The sequence below is a fragment of the Reinekea sp. genome (assembly GCF_046710285.1).
GTDB lineage: Bacteria > Pseudomonadota > Gammaproteobacteria > Pseudomonadales > Natronospirillaceae > Reinekea.
Window position 1 is genome coordinate 304,810 of record NZ_JBKEGY010000001.1, and the last position, 22,243, is coordinate 327,052.

Annotated in this window: 18 protein-coding genes; 6 read left to right on the forward strand and 12 right to left on the reverse strand. The window is 43.7% G+C overall.

Going from position 1 to position 22,243, the window contains the following annotated elements; all coding sequences use genetic code 11:
• Positions 1-48 precede the first annotated feature (48 nt).
• A complete protein-coding gene (locus ACI882_RS01415) occupies positions 49-2,493 on the forward strand; it encodes a molybdopterin guanine dinucleotide-containing S/N-oxide reductase (RefSeq protein ID WP_411744107.1) in 2,445 nt (814 codons plus the stop codon).
• A 95-nt stretch (positions 2,494-2,588) separates the two neighbouring features.
• Here ACI882_RS01415 and ACI882_RS01420 read toward each other — a convergent pair whose 3' ends face one another.
• Together ACI882_RS01420 and ACI882_RS01425 are read right to left on the reverse strand one after the other, a co-directional pair.
• Positions 2,589-2,903, reverse strand: coding sequence for a Rieske (2Fe-2S) protein (locus ACI882_RS01420; protein ID WP_411744106.1), 315 nt, complete (start codon positions 2,901-2,903; stop codon positions 2,589-2,591).
• On the reverse strand, positions 2,900-4,228 hold the full coding sequence (locus ACI882_RS01425; protein ID WP_411744105.1) for a hypothetical protein: 1,329 nt from the start codon (positions 4,226-4,228) through the stop codon (positions 2,900-2,902). Before ACI882_RS01425 ends, ACI882_RS01420 begins: the two co-directional genes overlap by 4 nt.
• Positions 4,229-4,365: 137 nt before the next feature.
• Here ACI882_RS01425 and ACI882_RS01430 point away from each other — a divergent pair, with 137 nt between their 5' ends.
• Both ACI882_RS01430 and serB read left to right on the forward strand, forming a co-directional pair.
• Positions 4,366-4,545 (forward strand): hypothetical protein, encoded by a 180-nt coding sequence (locus tag ACI882_RS01430; RefSeq protein ID WP_411744104.1) that lies wholly within the window; start codon positions 4,366-4,368, stop codon positions 4,543-4,545.
• Positions 4,546-4,566: 21 nt separating this feature from the next.
• On the forward strand, positions 4,567-5,781 hold the full coding sequence (gene serB / locus ACI882_RS01435; protein WP_411744103.1) for a phosphoserine phosphatase SerB: 1,215 nt from the start codon (positions 4,567-4,569) through the stop codon (positions 5,779-5,781).
• A gap of 35 nt (positions 5,782-5,816) precedes the next feature.
• On the opposite strand, the gene ACI882_RS01440 is transcribed toward serB, so the two are convergent.
• The 3 genes from ACI882_RS01440 to epmB all read right to left on the reverse strand — a co-directional run bounded on the left by ACI882_RS01440 (position 5,817) and on the right by epmB (position 11,030).
• Entirely contained in the window at positions 5,817-7,898 is a 2,082-nt protein-coding gene (locus ACI882_RS01440) for an EAL domain-containing protein (RefSeq protein WP_411744102.1), read from the reverse strand.
• A 112-nt stretch (positions 7,899-8,010) separates the two neighbouring features.
• A complete protein-coding gene (locus tag ACI882_RS01445) occupies positions 8,011-9,795 on the reverse strand; it encodes a hypothetical protein (protein WP_411744101.1) in 1,785 nt (594 codons plus the stop codon).
• Positions 9,796-9,986: 191 nt separating this feature from the next.
• Positions 9,987-11,030 (reverse strand): EF-P beta-lysylation protein EpmB, encoded by a 1,044-nt coding sequence (gene epmB, locus ACI882_RS01450; protein ID WP_411744100.1) that lies wholly within the window; start codon positions 11,028-11,030, stop codon positions 9,987-9,989.
• A 37-nt stretch (positions 11,031-11,067) separates the two neighbouring features.
• On the opposite strand from epmB, the gene efp reads away from it, so the two are divergent.
• Positions 11,068-11,640, forward strand: coding sequence for an elongation factor P (efp, locus tag ACI882_RS01455; RefSeq protein ID WP_411744099.1), 573 nt, complete (start codon positions 11,068-11,070; stop codon positions 11,638-11,640).
• Between the two features lie 49 nt (positions 11,641-11,689).
• Positions 11,690-12,631, forward strand: a complete 942-nt coding sequence (gene epmA / locus ACI882_RS01460) for an EF-P lysine aminoacylase EpmA (protein WP_411744098.1) — start codon at positions 11,690-11,692, stop codon at positions 12,629-12,631.
• An 8-nt stretch (positions 12,632-12,639) separates the two neighbouring features.
• Here epmA and ACI882_RS01465 read toward each other — a convergent pair whose 3' ends face one another.
• The 7 genes from ACI882_RS01465 to ACI882_RS01495 all read right to left on the reverse strand — a co-directional run bounded on the left by ACI882_RS01465 (position 12,640) and on the right by ACI882_RS01495 (position 20,137).
• Positions 12,640-13,221 carry a ProQ/FINO family protein gene (locus tag ACI882_RS01465; RefSeq protein WP_411745222.1) on the reverse strand — a complete coding sequence of 194 codons (582 nt, stop codon included), beginning with the start codon at positions 13,219-13,221 and terminating at the stop codon, positions 12,640-12,642.
• A 146-nt stretch (positions 13,222-13,367) separates the two neighbouring features.
• Positions 13,368-13,679 (reverse strand): hypothetical protein, encoded by a 312-nt coding sequence (locus ACI882_RS01470; protein WP_411745221.1) that lies wholly within the window; start codon positions 13,677-13,679, stop codon positions 13,368-13,370.
• 301 nt (positions 13,680-13,980) lie between these two features.
• Positions 13,981-14,844: an archaetidylserine decarboxylase gene (asd, locus tag ACI882_RS01475; RefSeq protein WP_411745220.1), complete on the reverse strand. Its 864-nt coding sequence runs from the start codon at positions 14,842-14,844 to the stop codon at positions 13,981-13,983.
• Positions 14,841-16,418: an HDOD domain-containing protein gene (locus ACI882_RS01480; RefSeq protein ID WP_411745219.1), complete on the reverse strand. Its 1,578-nt coding sequence runs from the start codon at positions 16,416-16,418 to the stop codon at positions 14,841-14,843. The genes asd and ACI882_RS01480 overlap by 4 nt, the downstream gene beginning before the upstream one ends.
• A gap of 93 nt (positions 16,419-16,511) precedes the next feature.
• Positions 16,512-17,078 carry a hypothetical protein gene (locus ACI882_RS01485; RefSeq protein WP_411745218.1) on the reverse strand — a complete coding sequence of 189 codons (567 nt, stop codon included), beginning with the start codon at positions 17,076-17,078 and terminating at the stop codon, positions 16,512-16,514.
• A 142-nt stretch (positions 17,079-17,220) separates the two neighbouring features.
• Positions 17,221-18,459 (reverse strand): 1-acyl-sn-glycerol-3-phosphate acyltransferase, encoded by a 1,239-nt coding sequence (locus ACI882_RS01490; protein ID WP_411745217.1) that lies wholly within the window; start codon positions 18,457-18,459, stop codon positions 17,221-17,223.
• A gap of 112 nt (positions 18,460-18,571) precedes the next feature.
• Positions 18,572-20,137, reverse strand: a complete 1,566-nt coding sequence (locus ACI882_RS01495) for an HD-GYP domain-containing protein (protein ID WP_411745216.1) — start codon at positions 20,135-20,137, stop codon at positions 18,572-18,574.
• Between the two features lie 316 nt (positions 20,138-20,453).
• Here ACI882_RS01495 and ACI882_RS01500 point away from each other — a divergent pair, with 316 nt between their 5' ends.
• A complete protein-coding gene (locus ACI882_RS01500) occupies positions 20,454-22,235 on the forward strand; it encodes an acyl-CoA dehydrogenase C-terminal domain-containing protein (RefSeq protein ID WP_411745215.1) in 1,782 nt (593 codons plus the stop codon).
• Positions 22,236-22,243 lie beyond the last annotated feature (8 nt).

The following is a 22,243-nucleotide window of genomic DNA, read 5'->3' on the forward strand; positions in this document are numbered from 1 at the left end:
ATATTGATTTCAAATATCAAAAGATTCACTCAAATGAGGCATTCAATCATGGCAGGAACAACACGTCGCGGCTTTATAAGAGGTACTATTCTTGGTACAGGAGCTGCAATTTTAGCTTATTTAATTCCTTTGCCTGCCTTAGCTGCAAGAAAGCTGGGCTCGGTTTTAACTGCGGGACGCTGGGGTCCAGTTTTAGTTACCGCGAAAGATGGCAAAGTTCTTTCATCTGAAGGTGCACTAGGTACGACCTTAGAAAATAGCTTGCAAACAGCAGCTGCGGATCAAGTGCACACCAAAGCTCGAGTTAAATACCCGATGGTGCGTAAAGGGTTTTTAGCAAACCCGTCGAACCCAACAGGGTTACGTGGCGATGATGAGTTTGTCCGTGTGTCCTGGGATCAAGCTTATAAACTGATTCATGAGCAACACATGAGAATTCGCAAAGAAAACGGCGCTGAATCGGTTTTTGCAGGGTCATATGGCTGGCGTTCGAGTGGCGTATTACATAAAGCACAAACATTATTGCAGCGTTACATGAGTATGGCGGGTGGCTATTCTGGTCACTTAGGTGATTATTCGACCGGCGCTGCTCAAGTGATTATGCCGCACGTTATGGGTTCAATTGAGGTCTATGAGCAACAAACCACACACCCGGTTATTTTAGAAAACAGCGATGTTGTCGTTATGTGGGGTATTAACCCTATTAACACACTAAAAATAGCTTGGTCTTCGTCAGATGAATCTGGCCGAGAGTTTTTTAACTCGCTTAAAAATTCAGGGAAAAAAATAATTGCCATTGACCCAATGCGTTCAGAAACGATTGAGTTTTTCGGCAACAAAGCCCAATGGCTAGCACCGCACCCAGGTACCGATGTCGCCATGATGTTAGGTATTGCTCATGCCTTGGTCAAAAAAGGCCAGCACGATAAAGCATTCCTTGATAAATACACGACCGGTTACGATAAGTTTGAAGAATACCTTTTAGGTAAATCTGATGGTGTAGAAAAAACGCCAGAATGGGCCGAAAAAATATGTGGCATCCCTGCTAAAGAACTGAGTAGTTTAAGCGATGTATTCAGTAAAAACCGCACCATGATAATGGGTGGTTGGGGTATGCAGCGTCAGCAATACGGTGAGCAAAAACATTGGATGATGGCAACGTTAGCATCCATGCTCGGCCAAATTGGTTTACCCGGTGGTGGTTTTGGTCTTTCTTACCATTATTCAAATGGCGGTAACCCAACTCGCGACGCAGGAGTGCTTTCTGCTATGTCTGCTTCAATCGGAGGTGATTCTTCAGCCGGTAATGATTGGGCGGTATCGGGCGCTGTTAATGCGTTCCCCGTTGCTCGTATTGTCGAGGCATTAGAAAACCCTGGCGGTAAATATCAGCACAATGGTAGTGAGTTAACCTTCCCCGACATAAAAATGATCTGGTGGGCAGGGGGTGCAAACTTTACGCATCACCAAGACACGAATCGACTCATAAAAGCATGGCAGAAACCCGAGCTTATTGTGATCTCCGAGCCATATTGGACGGCTGCAGCTAAACATGCCGATATTGTATTGCCGATTACGACATCGCTTGAGCGTAATGATTTAACCATGACTGGCGATTACTCAAATCAACATCTTGTGCCGATGAAGCAAGTTGTAGAGCCACAGTTCGAATCACGTAATGACTTTGATGTCTTCGCTGACTTGGCCGAAATGATAAAAGCCGGTGGTCGCAATGTTTATACGGCGGGTAAGTCGGAAATGGACTGGTTGCAAGAGTTTTACACCGTTGCACAAAACGGTGCTCAAAAAGCGCGCATCCGGATGCCTAAGTTCGGCGCATTCTGGGATAGTAACGAATTGATTGAGATGAAGGTGAATAATAAAAACGCCGGATTCGTTCGTCATGCAGATTTCCGTGAAGATCCCGTAATGAATCCATTGGGTACGCCAAGTGGTCGAATAGAAATTTATTCACAAACCATTGAGAAATATGGCTACGCAGACTGCCCACCACATCCTACTTGGTTAGCACCAACAGAGTGGACGGGCAGTGCTAAAAAAGGCGAGCTAAACTTAATGACGGCTCATGCCGCGCATCGCTTACACAGTCAGTTGAACTACGCTAAATTGCGTGAGCTCTATGCCATAGGAGATCGCGAACCTATTACTATTCATCCTACCGATGCGCAAACACATGGCATTAAAGATGGTGATCTAGTTCGTGCCTATAACAGCCGAGGCCAAGTATTAGTAGGCGCCTTAGTTTCCGATGGTATTAAGCAAGGTTCGGTCTGTATTCATGAAGGTGCATGGCCGGATTTAGACAAGGCCACAGGACTTTGTAAAAACGGCGGACCCAACGTGCTTACGTCAGATATCCCATCTTCTCGGTTAGCGAACGGTTGCGCAGGGAACTCTTCACTGGTGATGATAGAAAAATACACTGGACCTGCTTTAACACTAACAGCTTTTGACCCACCAAAAGGCGGTTAATTGAAAAGGTTGGCAAGGGGCTGAGGTATTTGCACTAAGTAACTGAGAAGCGTAAATTTAAAGCCCAGCTGATTAAATCAGTTGGGCTTTTTAGTTTAGATGACTTTAACTATATCATTCTCGATTTTGAATTCGACGGCAGCAAGGTATTCACCTTGACATGGACCGGCTAAGCAGTGGCCGCTTTCAATTTCAAATAATGCGCCATGCGTTGAACATTCGATAAGCGCGCCATCTTGATCTAGAAACTCATCTTCCTGAAATTCTAAATTAACCCCTAGGTGCGGGCACACATTTTTATAAACAAAAATAACATCATCTTTCTTAACAACAAAGACAGGTCCTTGATGGCTGTCAAAGCCTTTGGATTTAGCTTCTTCTATGTCATGTATTGAGCAGAGATCGGTCATGTGCTTCCTCGGTTATTCGTTTTTACAAGCGTATCAGCCTGTATTCTAAATAGGTCGTCTTTTTCTTTGAAGCGTTCAAACTCCCAAATTTCTAATCGTTGACCACTTCGAAGCGTAACGTCTCGCCACAGTGATGCTTCAATCTGTTGGTTCACATCGGCGTCTTGTAAAATGGGCTCGGCCATCAAAATATGGTTGATGGGCTGCATTGCTTTAACCTGTTGAAGCCAAACATCTGCATCGCCAGTTACCAACGGTAAAGGAATTCCATGCTTAAAAGTTTTGCTTACAAAGGCTGGCCCGGCACTAATTGAAATTCCGAAGAGAGGCCGTTCTTGCTCTGTATCGCTGGCGATATTCTCAATGGCTAACTGTAATACGCGAGCCGCGCAAACTGAGTCAAAAGCATAATGTTCAGACTGACCTAAACCAAATACAATAGAAAAACCATCGGGTAGTAATATGCCGTTGTACAGCTCACTGATGCGAATCATGAGCGTTTCATACTGGCGCCAAATTTGTTGAAGTTGCTCTGCGTTATAGGTACGCATGAGTTTTTCCCAGTTCTGGCAGTCAATAGACAGTAGCGCAACGTCTTGGTACATACCTTCATCAGTGACTAGGTTAACTTGCTCTAACAAGCGTTCAGTGTCTGCCGAAGCCGAGCCTCGTTGCAGGTGCTTCATTAGCTGCCCATGTTGATTGATAGGGTCGGCAATAATGGTTACCAACTGGCGAAGCTGTTGGTCAGGGCTGCCGTTGAGTTGTGCTGCAACATCGGGTAATTGATCGCCTAGCTGTTCTTTAAGTGGAGCCCAATGTTTTACCGACTGAATATAGCGCCAATAAAGGAAGCCTAAGATCGCTAAACAGCCGATCAAGTTGAATAAAATCCAGCTAGTAACAGCTTGTTGGTGCCAACTAGAAGCGTCACTTATATTTAGCTCAATATCAGCGTGACCGAGTAGCTCATCACCAAAGTGAATCGGGAAGCGATATTTTTGCGTGGCAACAGTAAGATTCTTATCCCTAGAAGTAAGTCGAAGATCTGATTCTTGTGAGTCTATTGCCGCGATATAGACAGCCGGCTCATCTGAGAAGCGGTTTAACACTTGGCTGATCGCGAGCCGGTCGTTCGAGTGCAGCAAAGAGGCCGTCTCAAACGATAAAGTACGTGCTAAACTTTGGCCTAATTGATTATTAGCTTTGCTTAGGCTAATAGTTAAGGGTTGATACCAAAATACTGTTAAAAGTAGGTTGATGATCAATAAAAGGCCGATTGCGAAGGCCGTTAGTGGTTGGAAAAGCCATTTTAGATTATTCATGTAGTGGATTTAATAAACTCAGTCGATACAATAGCGACGCACAGCAGTGCGGTGAATATTCATGTCATGTTAAATGGCTTGAGGCAAAAAATCACTGTAAAGTGTCACACGATTTCATAAAAATATGAGGAAAACGCATGAGCGACTCAGTTAAACAATTAGAAGAGCAATTATTAGCATTAAAAAAGGGTCTATTTTTGATGAGCCCACGTGACCGAATTCGTGCCATGTCGACTCACGAAACCGAAGATCTAATTATTGAATTGCAGGATGTTGCTGACGCTGCATTAAAATCTCTGGAATCGGTTAAAAACTAGCCAAATTGCTGGAGCACATAATTGAGTACCATACTCATGTTAAAAGTCAGTGGTCATGATCAAGTTGGACTGACCGCTGCAATTAGCCAAATATTGGCTGAATCACAGGTTACGTTGCTTGATATAGGCCAATCGGTTATTCATGATCAGGTTTCCTTAGGCATGCTGGTGCAATTGCCGACCGGCAGTGACCATTCGAATATGCTCAAAGAACTGTTGTATCAGGCACATGAACGAGACATTCATGTTCGTTTTACACCCGTGTCCGATGAAGCCTATCAAGAGTGGGTTGAACAGCAAGGTAAAGACCGTTACGTGTTAACGGTGTTGGCGCGTCGAATAACAGCCGAACATCTTGCTCACATTTCAAAAGCTGTATCTGATCAGGGTTTAAACATTCAAGACATGACCCGCCTAACAGGGCGTGTTGCACTTGATAAACCGGCCCATAATGATAAAGCCTGCATAGAAATGACCTTAAGAGGCCAGCCTAAAAACATTGAATCGTTACGACATGAGTTTTTGCAAATATCAGCAGATTTAAACGTTGATGTTGCCTTTCAAGCAGATACGGTTTATCGACGAAACCGTCGTTTAGTCTGTTTTGATATGGATTCCACGCTCATTGAAGCCGAAGTGATAGATGAATTAGCCAAGGCAGCAGGGGTAGGAGAGCAGGTAGCGGCCATTACCGAAGAAGCGATGCAAGGACAGTTAGATTTCCAAGAGAGCTTTAGAAGACGTATGGCTCTGCTGAAAGGTCTCGATGAATCGGTATTAGCTGAAATTGCCCAGCAATTACCGATTACCGAAGGCGCCGAACGGCTGATCAAAACGTTAAAAGCTTATGGCTATAAAACAGCTATTTTATCGGGTGGCTTTACCTATTTTGGTGAGTACCTGCAAAAGAAGTTAGGTTTTGACTATGTTTATGCCAACCATCTCGACATTAAAGACGGGAAAGTTACCGGTTTAGTCAAAGGTGATATTGTTGATGGCGCCCGTAAAGCTGAGTTGCTAAAAGAATTGGCACTAAGAGAAGGTATTCAGTTAGAACAAACCATTGCCGTAGGTGATGGCGCTAATGATTTACCCATGCTTTCCGAAGCGGGGCTTGGTATTGCTTTTCGTGCTAAGCCTATCGTAAAGGAAAATGCTCGTCATTCTATCTCTACGTTAGGCCTTGATGGAGTTCTCTACATGCTAGGGTTCACTGACAAAGAGATTCTTTCTTAAGCGTTTTTGAACGTGACCAAGGGATGAGGCGATGATTACATCGCCTCATCTTCATCATCAAAGTTATACGCCATTTCATCGAGTGGCGCTTGCAAGTAATAACCCTGAATATAATTAACACCAAGTTCCCACAAAGACGCCAGCACTTCAGCTTGCTCTATTTGCGGCACAATAGAGTTGATATCGTTACTGTGTATTTCAGTAAGTACAGCTTTTAGTTTTTCGGAAGGTTTACCAGATTCAACCAGCTCTTCTACAAAACGAGGGTGAATGCGTGCATAGCTAATATCTAGATGGTTCATCAATTGTTTGGCATTTTCTGCTAAGCCAAATCGATTGATCGCTAATTGGCATTTCAGCAAGGACATACCTTTACTAAAGGCTTTAGCCGCTTTTAAATAACTTAATGCAGACTCTTCAGTAATTTGGAAGCAAACTGAATCACCTGGCAGTTTATGCTTTCTTAAAACGCTGTTTACCCAGGGCAAAAAGGCAGGGTCTTGTATCGATGAGGGGGTTAAATGTATTAAACATTGAGTGTTATGACCACGAGAGCGGTGAGTGGCTAAGTTTTCTAGGCTTTTCTCGACCACCCAACGGTCTAATTTCGCACTCATATCGCTGTTTTCAATTGCGCTAATAAACTCTTCAGGAGAGATATCAGAGCCATCTTTATCGCGTAATCTGACCAACACATCGTAATGTTCTTGGCTATCACCGCGCAAACTCATAATGGGCTGGAATTGAATGCGTAAGCCATCGTGCTCGAGTGCATGTTGGACTTTTGCAACAATTGAGTTTTCAGCTAAATTGGCAATATCTGATTTATCGAAGTAGCCAACGTCTTTGTTAGATTTAATCGCAAAATTGTATGCTTGGTCGGCCTGAACTAGGGCCTTATTGCCCGAATCACTTTGTTCATCAATATGAGCTAACCCCGCAACAAGTTTGACTGGGATAGTTTTGCCTTCGACATCAAATAAATGCCCTTCGACTTGTTTTAGTACTTTTTCTAACTCTCCTTGCACTGCTTTAAGGTCAGATTGGCTGGTTAACATACCGAACATATCATCGCTATAGCGCGCGATAATAGCCCCTTTAGGTTGTGTTTGTATCAGCAACTCAGCGATCTGCTTAAGAATAACATCGGTGCCGGCGACACCTGCTAGTGACTTAATGTCTACGAAATTAGCAATACCAATATGGCCGACAAGGCAACGCTTAGAGTCACTAACGGCCCGTTGGTAGGCATTGTCGAGCTGTTCATTAAAATAGAGTTTGTTATAAAGACCGGTGACTAAGTCTTGCGAACTAATTTCTTTGATTTTTTCTTGTAGCAATTCACTGTCAGCTTCATTGCGACGAATGACAATTTGAGTGCAAGGCTCACTTTCATAGGTAGCTGCTGAGAAGGTCATATGAATACTAAACTCAGCTCCTTCAGCATGTTTACCTTGGGTGCTGAAGCTGTATTCGTTTTTAGCGGCAACTTGTTTGAGGGCGTCTTTGAGCGTACCCACTTCCTTAGCGGTGACTAAGTCCATGATAGGAGTGCATTGGAGCTCTTCAATGTCGTCGTAGCCAAACATCTCTAAATAAGCAGGGTTAGCATGGATATGCATACCTTCGTGCACATAGCTGATGGCGTCGACTGAGCTTTCAAGTAACAGCTGTACTCGTTTTTCTGCATCTTTAAGGCTTACGCGCATGGTTCTTAGCGCACGTCTGTCTTTTAGCGCGGCAACTTCGCGTTTAATGGCTTGTGTTAAATGTTGTTCACTGGATTCAACTATGACATCTGCTAGACCCATATCGAGAGCGCTGGCTATGATGTCGTCATCGTATTGATCAATTAGACCTATCATTGGGAAGTCTTTGCCGTCACGTAGGATAGCTTCTACTGCGCTAGTAGCATCGACTGTCGCGGTGTTTAGCTTGGCAAGCATGAGATCCCATGTTTGGTTTTCAATCACGGAAATTAATTCATCGATGCTCGCAATGAAGTGACTTCGAACCGCTTGACCAGAATTGCGAATAGCATTGGCAAGAGGTTCCGCTTCATTTTGAGTGTCGTGTATCAGCAATACTCGGATTGCACTACTTGAACTAGAGCTCATAAATCAACAACTTGTTATCAGTATATGGATTAATGGCCTCAGTATAGTGACAAACGGTCGTGCTGCCCAGAGTCAGGCAGCGTTGTTTGTCAAAAATGTTAAACAGTAGACGCTATAATTGGCGCCAGAGGCTTTCAAAGTTATCGCCTTCCTCAGAAGGGCTTTGGCGCCGAGCCGGTTCGTTAGCTTTTTGAGCCACTCGTCTGACTTGGAATTGACTAATAATGCCGGTAGACAAAATTCGTTTGGTAAGTTGGTACTTATCTTCATCGCCGTCTAAGTTGATGGTGACTTTGTTGCCAATGTTAAACGGCATTCGAGGTGTTAATACCGATGCATCTTGCCCGATGGCTTTGATTTCAGGGATATAAAGCGCTCGCAGATAGTCGCCATGAGCCCCCGTTTTATGCAATTGGCGTATGCCACATGGGCGGCTATTGGGTGCAAGCAGTTCAACGCCCATTTGGGTGCCAAAGTCTTTACCTTGTCGAATCCAGCGTACAACACCTAGGTTCCAATGTTGTAAATTGTCTTCTTTGATGGAAACTACCTCACCGGTTTTCAAATTAGGTGCGGGTGCATCTAACCATTGCAAGCAATAACCACGCGGGCTGACATTAATGAGCTGGCCTTTGAATTTAGGATGGCTTTCTTCTGGCTCCGTACTAAACTCAATAGAATCTTCGGACATCATTTTCGGCCGAACGCCAGTATCAAATGAGCCTTCCCAAACATCTTTTTGTGATTTGATCGATTGCGTATCATCTGCGCTGAACCGATTGTTCACCGCGCCCATAAATGGGTTGTCGGAATGTGTAGCGGCACCGTATAGCATAGAATAAAAGGGTGTCTCACCAGCAATGTGGAAATGCGTGGCCGTTAAGCCCACTGTCATCATTACTTTGCCAGTAGCAGGTGTTCGCGAAAAAGAACGCTGTTTCATGCCACCCCAAGACTGAATGAGGTGTTCAAGCAAACTGATATTAAAACGCTCATCGACAACCGATAATCGACCGCGTGCATCAGGGTTTGAGAGCACTTTATGGTCCGCATGCAATAAACGGATTAACGGTAAGGCATTAATACCGAGGTAATCAGAAAGGTTCGACTTTTTGATTAGATAGCGATATTGAGGCGCGCTGTCCATTTCTGGATTAATGACCAAGACAGACTTCTCATCAGCAACGTCTTCAATTTCTAAATGTGTCGCCCATCGGCTCAATGATTTGAAAACATCACTGAGCTCGCGTTGCAATAATTGATTAGGCTGGCAAGCGCCAAGTAAACATATTTTCAAATAGTTTTGTTGGATATTCAGCGGTTTTTTAGTCAGTGGATCTGGAACCACTTCAAGTTGAATGTTAAATGCTGAAGCAATTTGATAAAGCTGATGAATTTCTTGCCAGATACCCGGAGGGGTTTGGATATATAGCTGGTATGAACGCAAAACCGCCGGCATTAATTCACCTAGCGAGCGATGAATTGCTTTTGCCAAGGGCGCTTTCTGCTTGATGCTACCTTGTGCGAGCATGTGTTGAATGATGATTTTATAGCCAATGGCCAAATGCGTTTGCAGAGCTTGGGCTAAGTTCGCTACTTTGCGCTGTTGGTCATCTAAGACAACACCTTGGTTTAAGTAACGATTGTTAAGTTGGTCACAGACAAAGTGGATAGGTCCGCGCACTAAGTCCATTAATTCTAAGCGAGCTGCATCGGATAACTTTAATTGGTTAAATTCAATTACAGCATGGTAGAGCTGTCGAGATGTTTCACCTATGTTCGCCATAGGTAGGCTTTCGACCCATGTTTTTAATTGACGCGCCGTTGGGTCGCAAAAAGACAGTGTCGTTTGCGTTTGCGTTGGCGTGTTCAAATAAGGTTGATCTCGATATTGCATGTAACTCTCTTATCTCATTCCCTGATCAGTATAGCTTATTGTACGATAAATCAACGTCTACACCTATTTTTTGGGTAACAGCGAAATAGTTAATTGTATTAGGTGCTTATTACCGACCTAAATTCCGAATATAGGTTGCACTAGGAATAGTTAAGCCTATTAACAGCGTTAGTGCAATAAAATCAGGTGCTTTAGGTTGGGTTTGTCCACGTTTTCGATGATTTTTCTGGTACTTCTCGAACTAGCCTTGGCAATAAGTAGCCAGAAACACTAGATTGCAATGCTTGCCATAGCGTATTTGCGGTTGATTGCTCAATATTAAAGTGAGCAGCGCCTTGTACTGGGTCAAGTAGGTGTAAATAGTATGGCAGTATATTATTTTGCCAAAGCGTATTGCTTAATTCGATTAATGTTTGGGCATTGTCGTTTACGCCTCGCAATAAAACACTTTGATTCAACAGAGTGACACCGACTTTCGTGAGCGCGGGTAATTTTTGTGCCAAAGCTGTTCCAATTTCATTCGAATGATTAATATGCAATACCAAAACAATCTTTTTCTTTACTCGTGCAAATGTATCTATCAACTCTGGACTAATGCGATCTGGCACTACGACAGGTGTTCTTGAGTGAATACGTATGGTGGTGAGGTTGGGCAGTTGATCAAGGGTGCTGATCAGTTGTTCAAGTCTGCGGTCTGATAAGTTTAACGGGTCGCCGCCACTGAGAATCACTTCAGTTATTTCTGGACGCTGCTTTAGATAATCAAGCGCCTGCTCAAGTTCTGTTTGTCGAAGCTGTTGTTGGTCATAAGGGAAATGGCGGCGGAAGCAGTAACGGCAATGTACTGCGCAACTTTGATGAGCTATTAATAATGCACGGTTACCATATTTATGGATTAAACCTGGCGTCGGATTAAACGAAGCCTCCTGCAATGGGTCGGCTAGATACCCTTCGGTTAACAGCAATTCAGATTGTTTAATCATAACCTGCTGCAGTAAAGGGTCATCTTTATCACCTTTATTCATTAAGTCAGCGAATGCCTTAGGTACCCTGAGCACAAAACCAGCGTCTTCATTAGTGATGAAATCGGTCTTATTTGGGTCGATATTTAAGTAATGTAATAGCTCGCTAGCCGATTTAAAGGCAGTTGCTAGCTGTTTTTGCCAGCTTGAGCTGCTGATTTTGATGGCTTTTATCTCATTGGACTGCAAACCATCTACAGAAACAGGTATCATAGGCGCTCTTTTAATTAGTTAGCAGAAGATTGTAAACATGGCTACGTATTCTACCAGCGAATTTCGCTCCGGCATGAAAGTTTTATTAGATGGTGATCCTTGTACCATCATTGAGAATGAATTTGTTAAGCCTGGCAAAGGCCAAGCCTTCGCCCGTGTTAAATTGAAAAACTTAAAAACTAACCGTAGTTGGGAGCGCACCTTTAAATCGGGCGAGTCCATAGAAGCCGCCGATGTCATGGATATTGACATGGAATTCCTTTATAGCGATGGCGAATTCTGGCACTTCATGAAAACCGATGGCACTTTTGAGCAGATCGGCGCTGAAGAATCGGCATTAGGCGACGCTCGTGATTGGCTGAAAGAGCAAGAAGTTTTTTCTGTTTGCTTATTTAACGGCAGCCCAATTGCAATAACACCTCCTAATCATATTGAGCTAGAAGTCGTTGAAACCGACCCAGGCGTAAAAGGTGATACAGCGACAGGAGGCTCTAAGCCAGCAAAACTATCTTCTGGCGCAGTGGTCAAGGTTCCGTTGTTTATCAGCGAGGGTGAGATTATTCGTGTCGATACACGTAAGTCTGAATACCTAAGCCGTGCCAAAAGCTAAGAATGCAAAAATGCCTCTTACGTCAAGGGGCTTTTTTTAAGGTTTTATTATGAATTGGCGACCCACCGCCTCTGTTAATGCGTTGCAAGAACGCGCTAAGTTGTTTGCTAGTATTCGGCAGTTTTTCTTACAGCGTCAAGTACTCGAGGTTGATACGCCGGCTTTGTCAACCTATACCGGCACTGACGTTAATCTTGGACAGTTTAAAACCACTGAAGACTACGCACTGTATACCTCTCCTGAATTTGCTATGAAAAGGCTACTTGCCAGTGGCAGTGGTGATATTTATCAGCTCTCTCATGTGTTTCGCCAAGACGAAGTTGGTCAGCGACATAACCCTGAATTTATGATGCTTGAATGGTATCGCTGTGGCTGGGATGAACAGCAGCTCATGGCTGAAGTCATTGAACTTATTCAAAGTTTGAAGGGCGGCAGTGAATTAAAACCAATAATGATGAGTTTTGAGCAAGCTTTCACATTGGCAGGTCTACCAAACCCCTTTGAGGCTAGTTTAGACATGTTACGTGAGGCCGTTCTGGATAAATTAAACGCCAGTGCAGGTAATTGGAGTCGAGATGAATGCCTTGATGCGCTAATGGCAATGGTAATTGAACCAATGTTACCCGCAGATGAACCTTGCTTTATTCATAGCTACCCTAGGAGTCAGGCGGCGCTTGCTCAGTTTGGTGAGTTTAACCAACAGCCGATCGCACGACGCTTTGAACTGTATTGGCTAGGGATGGAGTTAGCTAATGGGTATTTTGAGCTGACAGATGCTCATGAGCAAAGAAAACGATTTAACGAAGATGCAAAACTCAGGATAGAGAAACAATTACCAGCAGCGGTGATAGATGAAACACTTTTAGCCGCATTGGAACATGGCATGCCAAGTTGCTCGGGGGTAGCATTAGGGGTTGATCGCTTAATGATGATTCTAGGGCAGTATGGCTCTATTTCAGAGGTACTGCCGTTCGACTTTACTCGAGTATAAGTAAATGCTTAGTTTGTACGCTTAGTGACCAAAGAGGCCAGTTTAGCCGCCATACGGGCATCGCTATCGCCCTCAAACTCATCTTTCTTTTCTTTTGTCTGTGTTGGGCGCTTTTTCGGAGCTTCAGGCTTTTTAGCTTTACTTGTATTCGCTTTCTGAGGTTTGCGAGCGGGTGCTTTTGCAGGACGACGCGCAGCTCGGCGTTTGTCCATTTCAGCCAATTTACCCGCAGCGTGCAAAGCCTCTTCAGCTGTCACGGTGCCAGTCGATGTACCGCCAACAGTAATACGTTCAGCGCCTTCAGTTAAACAAGCGATATATTTACGCATGCGAACATACAAGTTCAATGCGCGACGAATACGGGTTTTCGACAACTTGCCGTCTTCCGCGATAGCCGCATGAATGCCAATTTGTAGCGGCTTAGGGTCTTTCGGGCTGAATACTTCTGGGTAAAGCTCACATAAATCGTCAAGCGCTTTGCGATTAGCTTCATATTCTTTTTGTCGTTTAGCGTCTGCTTTCGCTTTCGCAGATACTTCGACGGTTGCTGGAGCAACTTGAGATTCGTTTGTGACTTCTAATTCAGACATAATATTCGTATAGAGTTTTGTGATGATTTGTGCGCCGCAGGATACTCGGTTATGGCCCGTTTGCAAAGGGTGGAAGCGGTATTTGTGCCTGAAACGGCAATTTCCTTTGCCGCTCCAAGTTTTGCTATTGAACTTATTGAACTTGCTTAACGGGACATATAGGCATATTGGCGGCTGAGTGGTGTAGGGATCAAGCCCGGTTTACGCATGTATTGTTCTGGTATGTTCAAACCTTCTGCTCTGAAGCCAACGAGTTGTTCTGGTGTAAGGTTCTCTAGAAAGCGTACAAAGAAGCTATGAATGCGTTCATCAGCGCTCGCGGAGGCATCCTGCAACAGGGTTTTAATCGCTTCGTTCGAATTAAGGCGATGGCGTGTCCCAGTGTCTCGTCTAACCAATGCAACCAATTTGGATAAAATATATATATTGGTTTCTGTGAATATCATTAATGGTTCCATGCTTTGCTCCTTTGAAAGCCCTGTCTTATGGATGACTACAATTTAGTCTGTTAACGGCAGAGTTCCAGTGCAAGTGCGTTTTTTTTCAATTGGAGTATCAAGGCTGTGAGCTGGCTCGCAAAAGCGTTATAAAGTTAGAATTGGCAAGATATTGGCACTTTAACTGCGAGCAATGAGAGGCTTTTTTAGGTTTTGACAAGTGGACGTTGAAACGGCAGTTAATCGTCTTGCGATGGCTGCCGTGAACGCAAATTATTGGCTATGGCCTCTAAGATGTAAGTAAGTGTAAAAAAGGGTTCTACTAATTGTCTGAGACCTGCGCCTGCAGAATTTGACCCAATTTCACATTGGCCTCATTTTTGATTTGGTCGTTCCACTGCAAAGCGCCTTTTTGAGTTAGCAATATAACCGTACTGCCTAGACGAAAACGGCCTATTTCTTCGCCACGTTCAAAATCTAGCTTGCGCGACTCAAGTAGCTGTTGGCTGATTTTACGTTGAAAAGGAGCAACGATTCCAGACCAGACCGTTTCGATGCTGGCAACAATCATTGCGCCTACAAGTACCATGATGATGGTGCCTTTTTCAGTTTCGAACTCACACACTAGGCGTTCATTACGGGCAAAGAGGTTGGGTACATTTTCAGCAGTAAGTTGGTTAACACTAAACAACTTGCCAGGTATAAAGGTTGTTTTAACTAGTTTGCCAGCTATCGGCATATGAATACGGTGATAGTCTTTCGGTGATAAATAAAGAGTTGCAAACTCACCATCTGCAAACAGCTCAGCTTGGGCCGTATCTCCACCTAATAAGTCAGTTAGGCGATAAGTGCGACCTTTAGCCTGTATTAAAGCATTATCGTGAATGGTTCCAAACTGACTAACAGCGCCATCAACTGGGCTGACAAACTCGTTGGTGTTGCCTTCAATTGGCCGGATGTCAGCTTTTAGAGATCGAGTGAAAAAGTCGTTGAAGTTTTTGTAGTCATTTACACTTTCACGTTCTGCTTCACTTAAGTCAATACCGAACCGATTAAGGAAGAAGTTCATCAGAGGCTTTTTAATAAAGCTCAATTCAGATTCAGCGAAATAGCCAACCAAGCGTGACAATAGGTGATGTGGCAGCAAGTATTGACTGGTAATAAAGGAAAAATCTTTTAAATTCATTGTCTCATTCTATTTAGGGCGGTATTCCAATCGGCGCAATACTCGCGAAATAATTTATAGTCATAGGCATTAAGAGGTTCTCGACTGCCCTTAACATCAACGTAGAGCATCATAGTGACTTCTCCGCCTATTGCAAAAGTCCGTAAAAAAAAGCATTCGTCTTCAGCGGCAGATAATAGAGTCGGGGGAAGAATTCTAGCGGCTTTAGCCCTGTTGTTCGGGTTCACCCACAAAGCAGTAACCCGCTGAGTAAATTCAGTCAACAACTCAGAGGCAGCAATGGGCATTTTTAGATTCCGTAGCAACGGCGATTGCTGGCAACCTTCGCTGTCAAATACCTGCAAAAAACCATCGGTAATTTCTAATACTGAGATGCGTTTAAATGAAAAGCCGTTAAGTAGGCCAAATAAGGCGCTTTCCTGAACCTCTACCGGCGAGTGCCAGGTTTTTTGATTGCGAAACTGCCGACGAATTTCTCGCTGCGCATTTAAATCTAGAACTTTTCTTGGCGACATATCGAGTTCAGGATTAGTTTCGATAAGGTTCGGTTTTGGCTTGTTCGGCGAGACTAAACTGCGATTTTCACGCAGTGTTTTAATTTCATCGGCTTCGGGCCAGCTTGACACAGTGGTAGGTCGTTCAGTTGCCCGAGAAATAGCTAAAGCCTTGTCTAGATCGTTTTGGCTAAAACCATCGTTAGGGCTGCTTTCGACGCTCATAGATGGCTGTTGATATAGCAAGCGACGAGCAGCTAAAGCGGCTTGAGGCAAGGTGTATTCGCGGGCAGCAGTGGCAACCCATTGCTTTAGCATCGGTTGGAAATGCGTTAACCCTAGTGAAACTTCCCCCGTGCGGCATAAAGTGCGAAGTGATTCGCTCGACCAGTTAATGCGAACGGATGTCGCTAAGTCGTGGCTAAAGGGTAAAAAAAACTTCAAGGCAGATTGTTTAAAAGCATTGGTTCGTTTGTCGGCTTTGCTTTCGTTTTGGACACCTTCAACTAATATTGGCAATTGGAATAACTTACAGAGTTTGTCATTCCAAGTACGGATCGGCATGCCATAAAACTTTTCTAAAAGTTCGGTTCGATTACCCCCATGCTGAACTTGGTACTCAATGCCCTCCATCGTTTCTGGCTCAAGTAACCATGCAATCCAAATGCTCAGATCATAAAATAAAGTGACCCAGTAGTCGGCTTCGGTCCAAGGAATTTGTCTTATTTCAAACCATTGCCGCATTAGTGAGGCGGCCAGCAAACTATCTCCAATGGCATTTAATAAGCCTTTGGTACTGTTATTGGTGTCTTCAATACGAGGGATTTTGCCAGTTAAAGTAATTAGTCGAGTTGAACCGAGTAGGTTGACGGCGTGATCAAGTGTTTTTACCGATATATCATGGCTGGCAAGCATTTTATTGGCGTAACGAAATAGATGGATGGTTAGAAGCGGATCTTCACGAATTATCTCAATCCAGTCTGCTAGCGGTGCATGTGCAGGCGGCAGTGACTTTACTGGCAATACTGCAGGCAAAGACAACGTTTGAACACGTTTTAACCATTTCGTTTCATTTACCATGAATAAGATTATGCGCCAGTTTAAAAAAGTAGATCAGTTGATTAGTTTATACACGATTCCAATGGTGTGCAAAGTGTAAGTTTATTTGTGCGACTAAAGGAGGTTTTCTAGGTTAGCCCAAGCGCTTTTTTGAATGTCGTTGCGTTCAAACTCAGACAGACCATCTAATTCGTTTACATCGATATGATGGAGCTTCAAATAAGGAAGTTTTTTCTCCGGAAACTCTCGTAAGTCACCCAGCATTAAAGCGGGCACCATTTTACCTTCATCGAAATAACCCATCTTCAAGGCTTTGAGCCCTTGTCGCAATGGAAGTCGCTCAAGTTTGCCAGTTGACTTGGACTTTCCTGAGAGAATTAGACGTGTTGCACCTTCTTTAATGACGGGGTAAATATGAATGGAAGTTTCTTTTAGGGAGTCGTTTTCAATACGGTTGAAAATAGAAGAGTATTTTTGAAAATCGGGTAATACAACCATTCTACGGCGACCAGCAGGACCTGTTAGTTGAGTCGTGTAATCGCAATAGAGCTTTTCTACCGAAAAAGAGTAAATCATGAAGGCGCCTTTAAATGCCTTAAAAAAGCGCATAGCGTTATCAGGAGATTCGAAAGACTCTAAACTCCAAACTAAATCTCTTGGTTGATTGGCTCGACCGCTCATTACTCATTCCTTATGGTTACGGTGAGTATGGTATTCAATTCACTGCAGTGCAAGCCATTTCAATAGAGCTTTTAGTTATTAATAACTCTAGGGTAAATTCATTTTAAATACCTATAAAGTGGTATTTGCTTTTCACCCCTAATTAATCGGGTTTTAGTTGGGGTTCAACGGTTTCGAAGGCGATGGTGCGAATGTAATCACAGGCTTGCGGTTGAGATATACAGCCAAAATGGGTAGTTAGCTTGCGTTTGCGATCACCCCAAGTTTGAGCAAAGTAATTCGCATAAATTCCCGAAGCAGCAATAGCTAACGCCGTTAACGGTGAGCTAACAAGGACTAAAACTAACCAATAAACCGAATAAATACTCATACCTAAGATAAAGGCATTGCTCGCCCATTTGTCTTCAGCGTTAGACTGCCACGAAGTTAGCGCGTAATGTGCCAGAGCCGCAGGAGCGTTAAGCATTGCACCAAACATTAAAATCGGAATGCCTGTAATAAAAACACCTGTATGGGCGACTGCCATGGCAAGGTGACAGAAGGTGTTTTGTTTTGTCTTTAAAGTGCCTAAGTTATATTGAGCACGTGATAGCCAATGACGTAAAAGTGTCATTTGGCCGGTAGTAGAGGCTGTTTTTAATACGTTTAACGAGGTTAATAGGCTAGGGTTGATTGACATTATGGTCTGTAGTGCCCAATTTAGGCGCTGTTTATCGGCCGTGCGATTATAATGAGGCAGTGAATCATTAATTTGCTGCTGCCAAAGCTTGGTTTGCTCACAAATGTTAAATTGATTGTCGGTATAAATAGTTTCGCCTACAACATCGACCCAAACATCAGAATTAAGTTCTGATTTGTTTTCATAATAAAGGGCAACCTTGACTACTCGAATAGGCTTGCCAGTGGCTTCAACATATTGCTTTACCAAATGAGCCGTGCCTTTCTTAAAAGTTTTTAGTTTACTTCGGTTATGAGATTGCCCTTCAGGAAACAAAATAACTGCGCGACCTGAATCCAGAGTGTTAATTAAGCGTTTAAACGCCTGTTTGTTGCTGTTTTTTGAAGCAATTGGTATGGCGCCCACCGCATTGGCAAACCAACGGACTAACCAGTGCTTGGTCCAGTCTGCACGAACAGTTCGAGTTAGTTTAATGCCCAGTGCTGCTTCAATGGCAAATGGGTCGATAAAAGCATTAGGGTGGTTTGCGATGATGATTGTAGCGTGGTCAGAATTTGAGATGGGTCGGATGCAGTGAAAGTTGCGATAAAACATACCAAGAATGGCTTCCCACTTATTACGCGGTAGCTTAATAATAAAAACATTCATGACGACAATTAAGATAGTGAGGCTGGCTAGTACGTATAAATTGGTAAGTTGCATGTGGCCGCTTTCCGTTAACCTTTGATTTAAAGCGAGGTTACGTAGGCTAACGGTCTTCAGCAATAAGAATCCTTAAAGTACAGCTATAGTAAACCCTCGGTGTACTATGCTGCTACTTTAGGTACTCTGAAACGTCAGTTACATCTATTTGCGCGGGTAACATGTGTTCCGCTGCGTAGCTTTTCCAAACGCCACTTTTCAGGAACAGTTCAAACACATCTGGGTCTACGTGTTGGTCTTTTACCATCTTTTTCAAAATAGAAAATGCTTGGCTTAGCGGCATTGGCGGCTTATAAGGGCGCTCTTTGGCGGTAAGCGCTTCAAAAATGTCGGCAATACCCATAATGCGTGCGGGTACCGACATTTGTTCGCGAGTTAAACCTCTTGGGTAGCCTTTGCCATCCATGCGCTCATGGTGTCCACCAGCGTATTCTGGAACACGTTTCAGTTTGGGTGGGAACGGTAAGCTTTCGAGCACCTCGATAGTGAGATTGATATGGTGGTTAATATGAGCTCGTTCTTCATCGTTAATGGTACCGCGTGTTATGCAGAGGTTATAAATTTCTTGTTCAGTCAGCAGCGGCTGTTGTTCATCCATGGCATCTGGCCAGGTCAGCTGTCCTAATGCAATGATTCTTGCCTTTTGTTCTTCAGACATGAACTCGCCGCCACTGTTCACTTTTTCAATGAATAACAGGTCGTCTTTTAATTGGTTCTTTTCAGCTATTGAGCTTTCGCTGTGTATCTTTGCGGCGAAACGGGCTTTTACAGATTCCATGCCGTCGTGCAATCTTTCAAGCTTAGTACCTTTATTTAGTACATTTTCCGAGGTCGCTAACTTGCCGCAGTCATGCATCCAAGCTGCCACAGAAAGCTCGTACCAGCCGTCTTCGTCAAGATTAAAATCTTTAAAATACCCTTCGCTATCGTCGCAGGCGGCTTTGGCAATTAACTCGGTTAAGACCGGAATGCGCTGGCAATGAGCCGATGTATGAGGTGAGCGCACATCAATGATTTGCGCGAGCGCTTTAATAAAGGCGTCGAGTAAGTCTTTGTGGCTGTTCACCAATAGTTGGTTGTCGAGCGTGATGGCGGCAAATTTGGCCATGGCCGCAATGGTGTCTCGGTCTTCGGTGCTAAAACTTTCTAAATGGCCGCTAATATTGCGTGCGTTCAACAGCTGCAATACGCCAATTACACGGTTATCGTGATTCAGTAGGGGTATGGCCATAATAGATTTTGATCGATAACGATGCGATTCATCGAAAGATCGAGTGCCAGAAAAATCAAAGCTGCTGGTTTCATAAGCATCGTCAATTATGACCGGTTCTTTGGTGATTGCTACATAACTCGCAACGTTTGCATAATTGGGCGTTCCATCACGATACAAGGGAATTGGAACCCATTTTTCGCTTTTGCTGGCATCAATGATATCTATATCGAGGGCAATATTTTGAATAACTTCAAAATTAAGGTGCGCGGCTTGGTCATCTCCTTCAACCCGGTAAAATGTTCCGCCTTCGGCACCGGTTAACAGTCGAGCTTCAGTCAGAATTAAGCGCATTAAGTCGGTAATATGGCTTTCTTTTGATAAACGAATAAGTAAATCACCTGATTTACTTAGATCCCAGTTATTCATTGCACTTGATTCACGAGCGACAGTTTGCATATTTACCATGTTGATCCACTATGACGACTATGGGTTAAAGATAGACTGAACTAGAGAGTAAAGTGTTTTTATTTGTTAATAAATAGTCTAGTTGCACGGTATTGACTATGATTTATGACTAGATTTCATTAGCTGTGCATAAAATCATCCGTATTAGGTTGCTCTGCGTAACAAGCAAGACAAAGAAACTCAGATTGCTTGACTTTTGAGTGCTCCGAACATATGTTTCAAACGATCGTTTGAATGATCTGATTTCCTATGGGTCATGAAAACTGAACAACAAATACTATGCCGCTATAAATAGCGGACTTCGAGAGGAAACGACATGCCAACATATAAAGCTCCCATCCGTGATATGCAGTTCGTCATGCATGAAGTGTTTAATTCTGAACAACACTATGCTGCCTTAGGTAATGAAGATGCAACACCTGATATGGTTGATGCGATCATGTCAGAAGCGGCGAAGTTCTGTGAAGAAGTTTTGTCACCGTTAAATAAAGTAGGTGACGATGAAGGTTGTACTTGGATCGATGGTGAAGTTAAAACACCAACCGGCTTTAAAGAAGCGTATAAGCAGTGGGTTGATAACGGCTGGCCTTCACTAGCATTGCCAGTAGAGTTCGGCGGCCAAGGCTTGCCAGATTCTATGGGCAGCATGGTATCTGCCATGGTTGCAGAATCTAACTGGAGCTGGGGCATGTACCCAGGCTTGTCTCACGGCGCAATGAATACCTTAGAGATTCACGGTACCGATGAGCAAAAAGAAACTTATTTAACCAAACTAGTGTCGGGTGAGTGGACCGGAACTATGTGTTTGACTGAGCCACATTGTGGTTCTGACTTAGGTTTACTTAAATCTAAAGCAGAATTAAACGATGACGGTTCTTATGCTATTTCTGGCACAAAAATCTTTATCTCTTCGGGTGAGCACGATATGGCCGAGAACATTGTCCATATTGCACTGGCTCGTCTACCTGGCGCACCAGAAGGTACTAAGGGTATTTCGTTGTTCATCGTGCCTAAGTTCTTACCAGATGGAACGCGTAATGAAGTACGTTGTGGCTCTATTGAGCACAAAATGGGTATCCACGGTAACTCTACTTGCGTCATGAACTTCGATAAAGCGACGGGCTTCTTAATTGGCCCAGAAAATGAAGGCCTTCGTTGCATGTTCACCTTTATGAACTTTGCACGTTTAGGTACAGCTGAGCAGGGCGTTGCATCTTCTGAACTTTCTTTCCAAGGCGCATTAGAATACGCACGTGAGCGTTTAGCCATGCGTTCTTTAACTGGCCCTAAAGCGCCAGATAAACCAGCTGACCCAATTATTGTTCACCCAGATGTTCGTCGTATGTTGATGACTCAAAAGTCATTCGCTGAAGGCGGTCGTGCCATGATGACTTATGCTACTTTCTTGGTTGATACAGTTAAGCAATCAAAAGACGAAGCAGAAGTTAAAGCAGCCAACGATATGTTGACGTTCTTAACGCCTATCGCGAAAGCCTTCTTAACAGAAGTAGGTACTGAAGCCGCGAACTTAGGTGTTCAGGTGTACGGCGGTCATGGTTTCATTAAAGAATGGGGCATGGAGCAAATTGTTCGTGATAACCGTATTTCTCAGTTGTACGAAGGCACAACAGGCATTCAAGCACTTGATTTATTAGGTCGTAAAATCCTAATGACTCAAGGCGAAGCGTTAAAAGGTTTCACTAAGTTGGTTCATAAGCTTTGTAAATCTGAAGCAGAAAATGCAACATTGAAACCAATGGCTGATCAGCTAGCGACACTGAACAAAGAATGGGGCGAATTGACCATGCAAGTGGGTATGAAAGCGATGCAAAACCGCGATGAAGTGGGTGGCGCAGCCGTAGATTACTTAATGTACTCTGGCTATATTTCAATGGCGTACTTCTGGCTTCTTATGGCGAAAACAGCTCAAGAGAAATTAGATGCAGGTACCGATGAAGCTGATTTCTACAAAGCGAAAATTGCCACGGCTAAATTCTACTTCGACCGTATTTTGCCACGCACCGCATCACACCGTTTAATGATGTTAACCGGTGTTGAAAGCACCATGGCATTAGCTGAAGAGCACTTCGCATTCTAAGTGTTTTA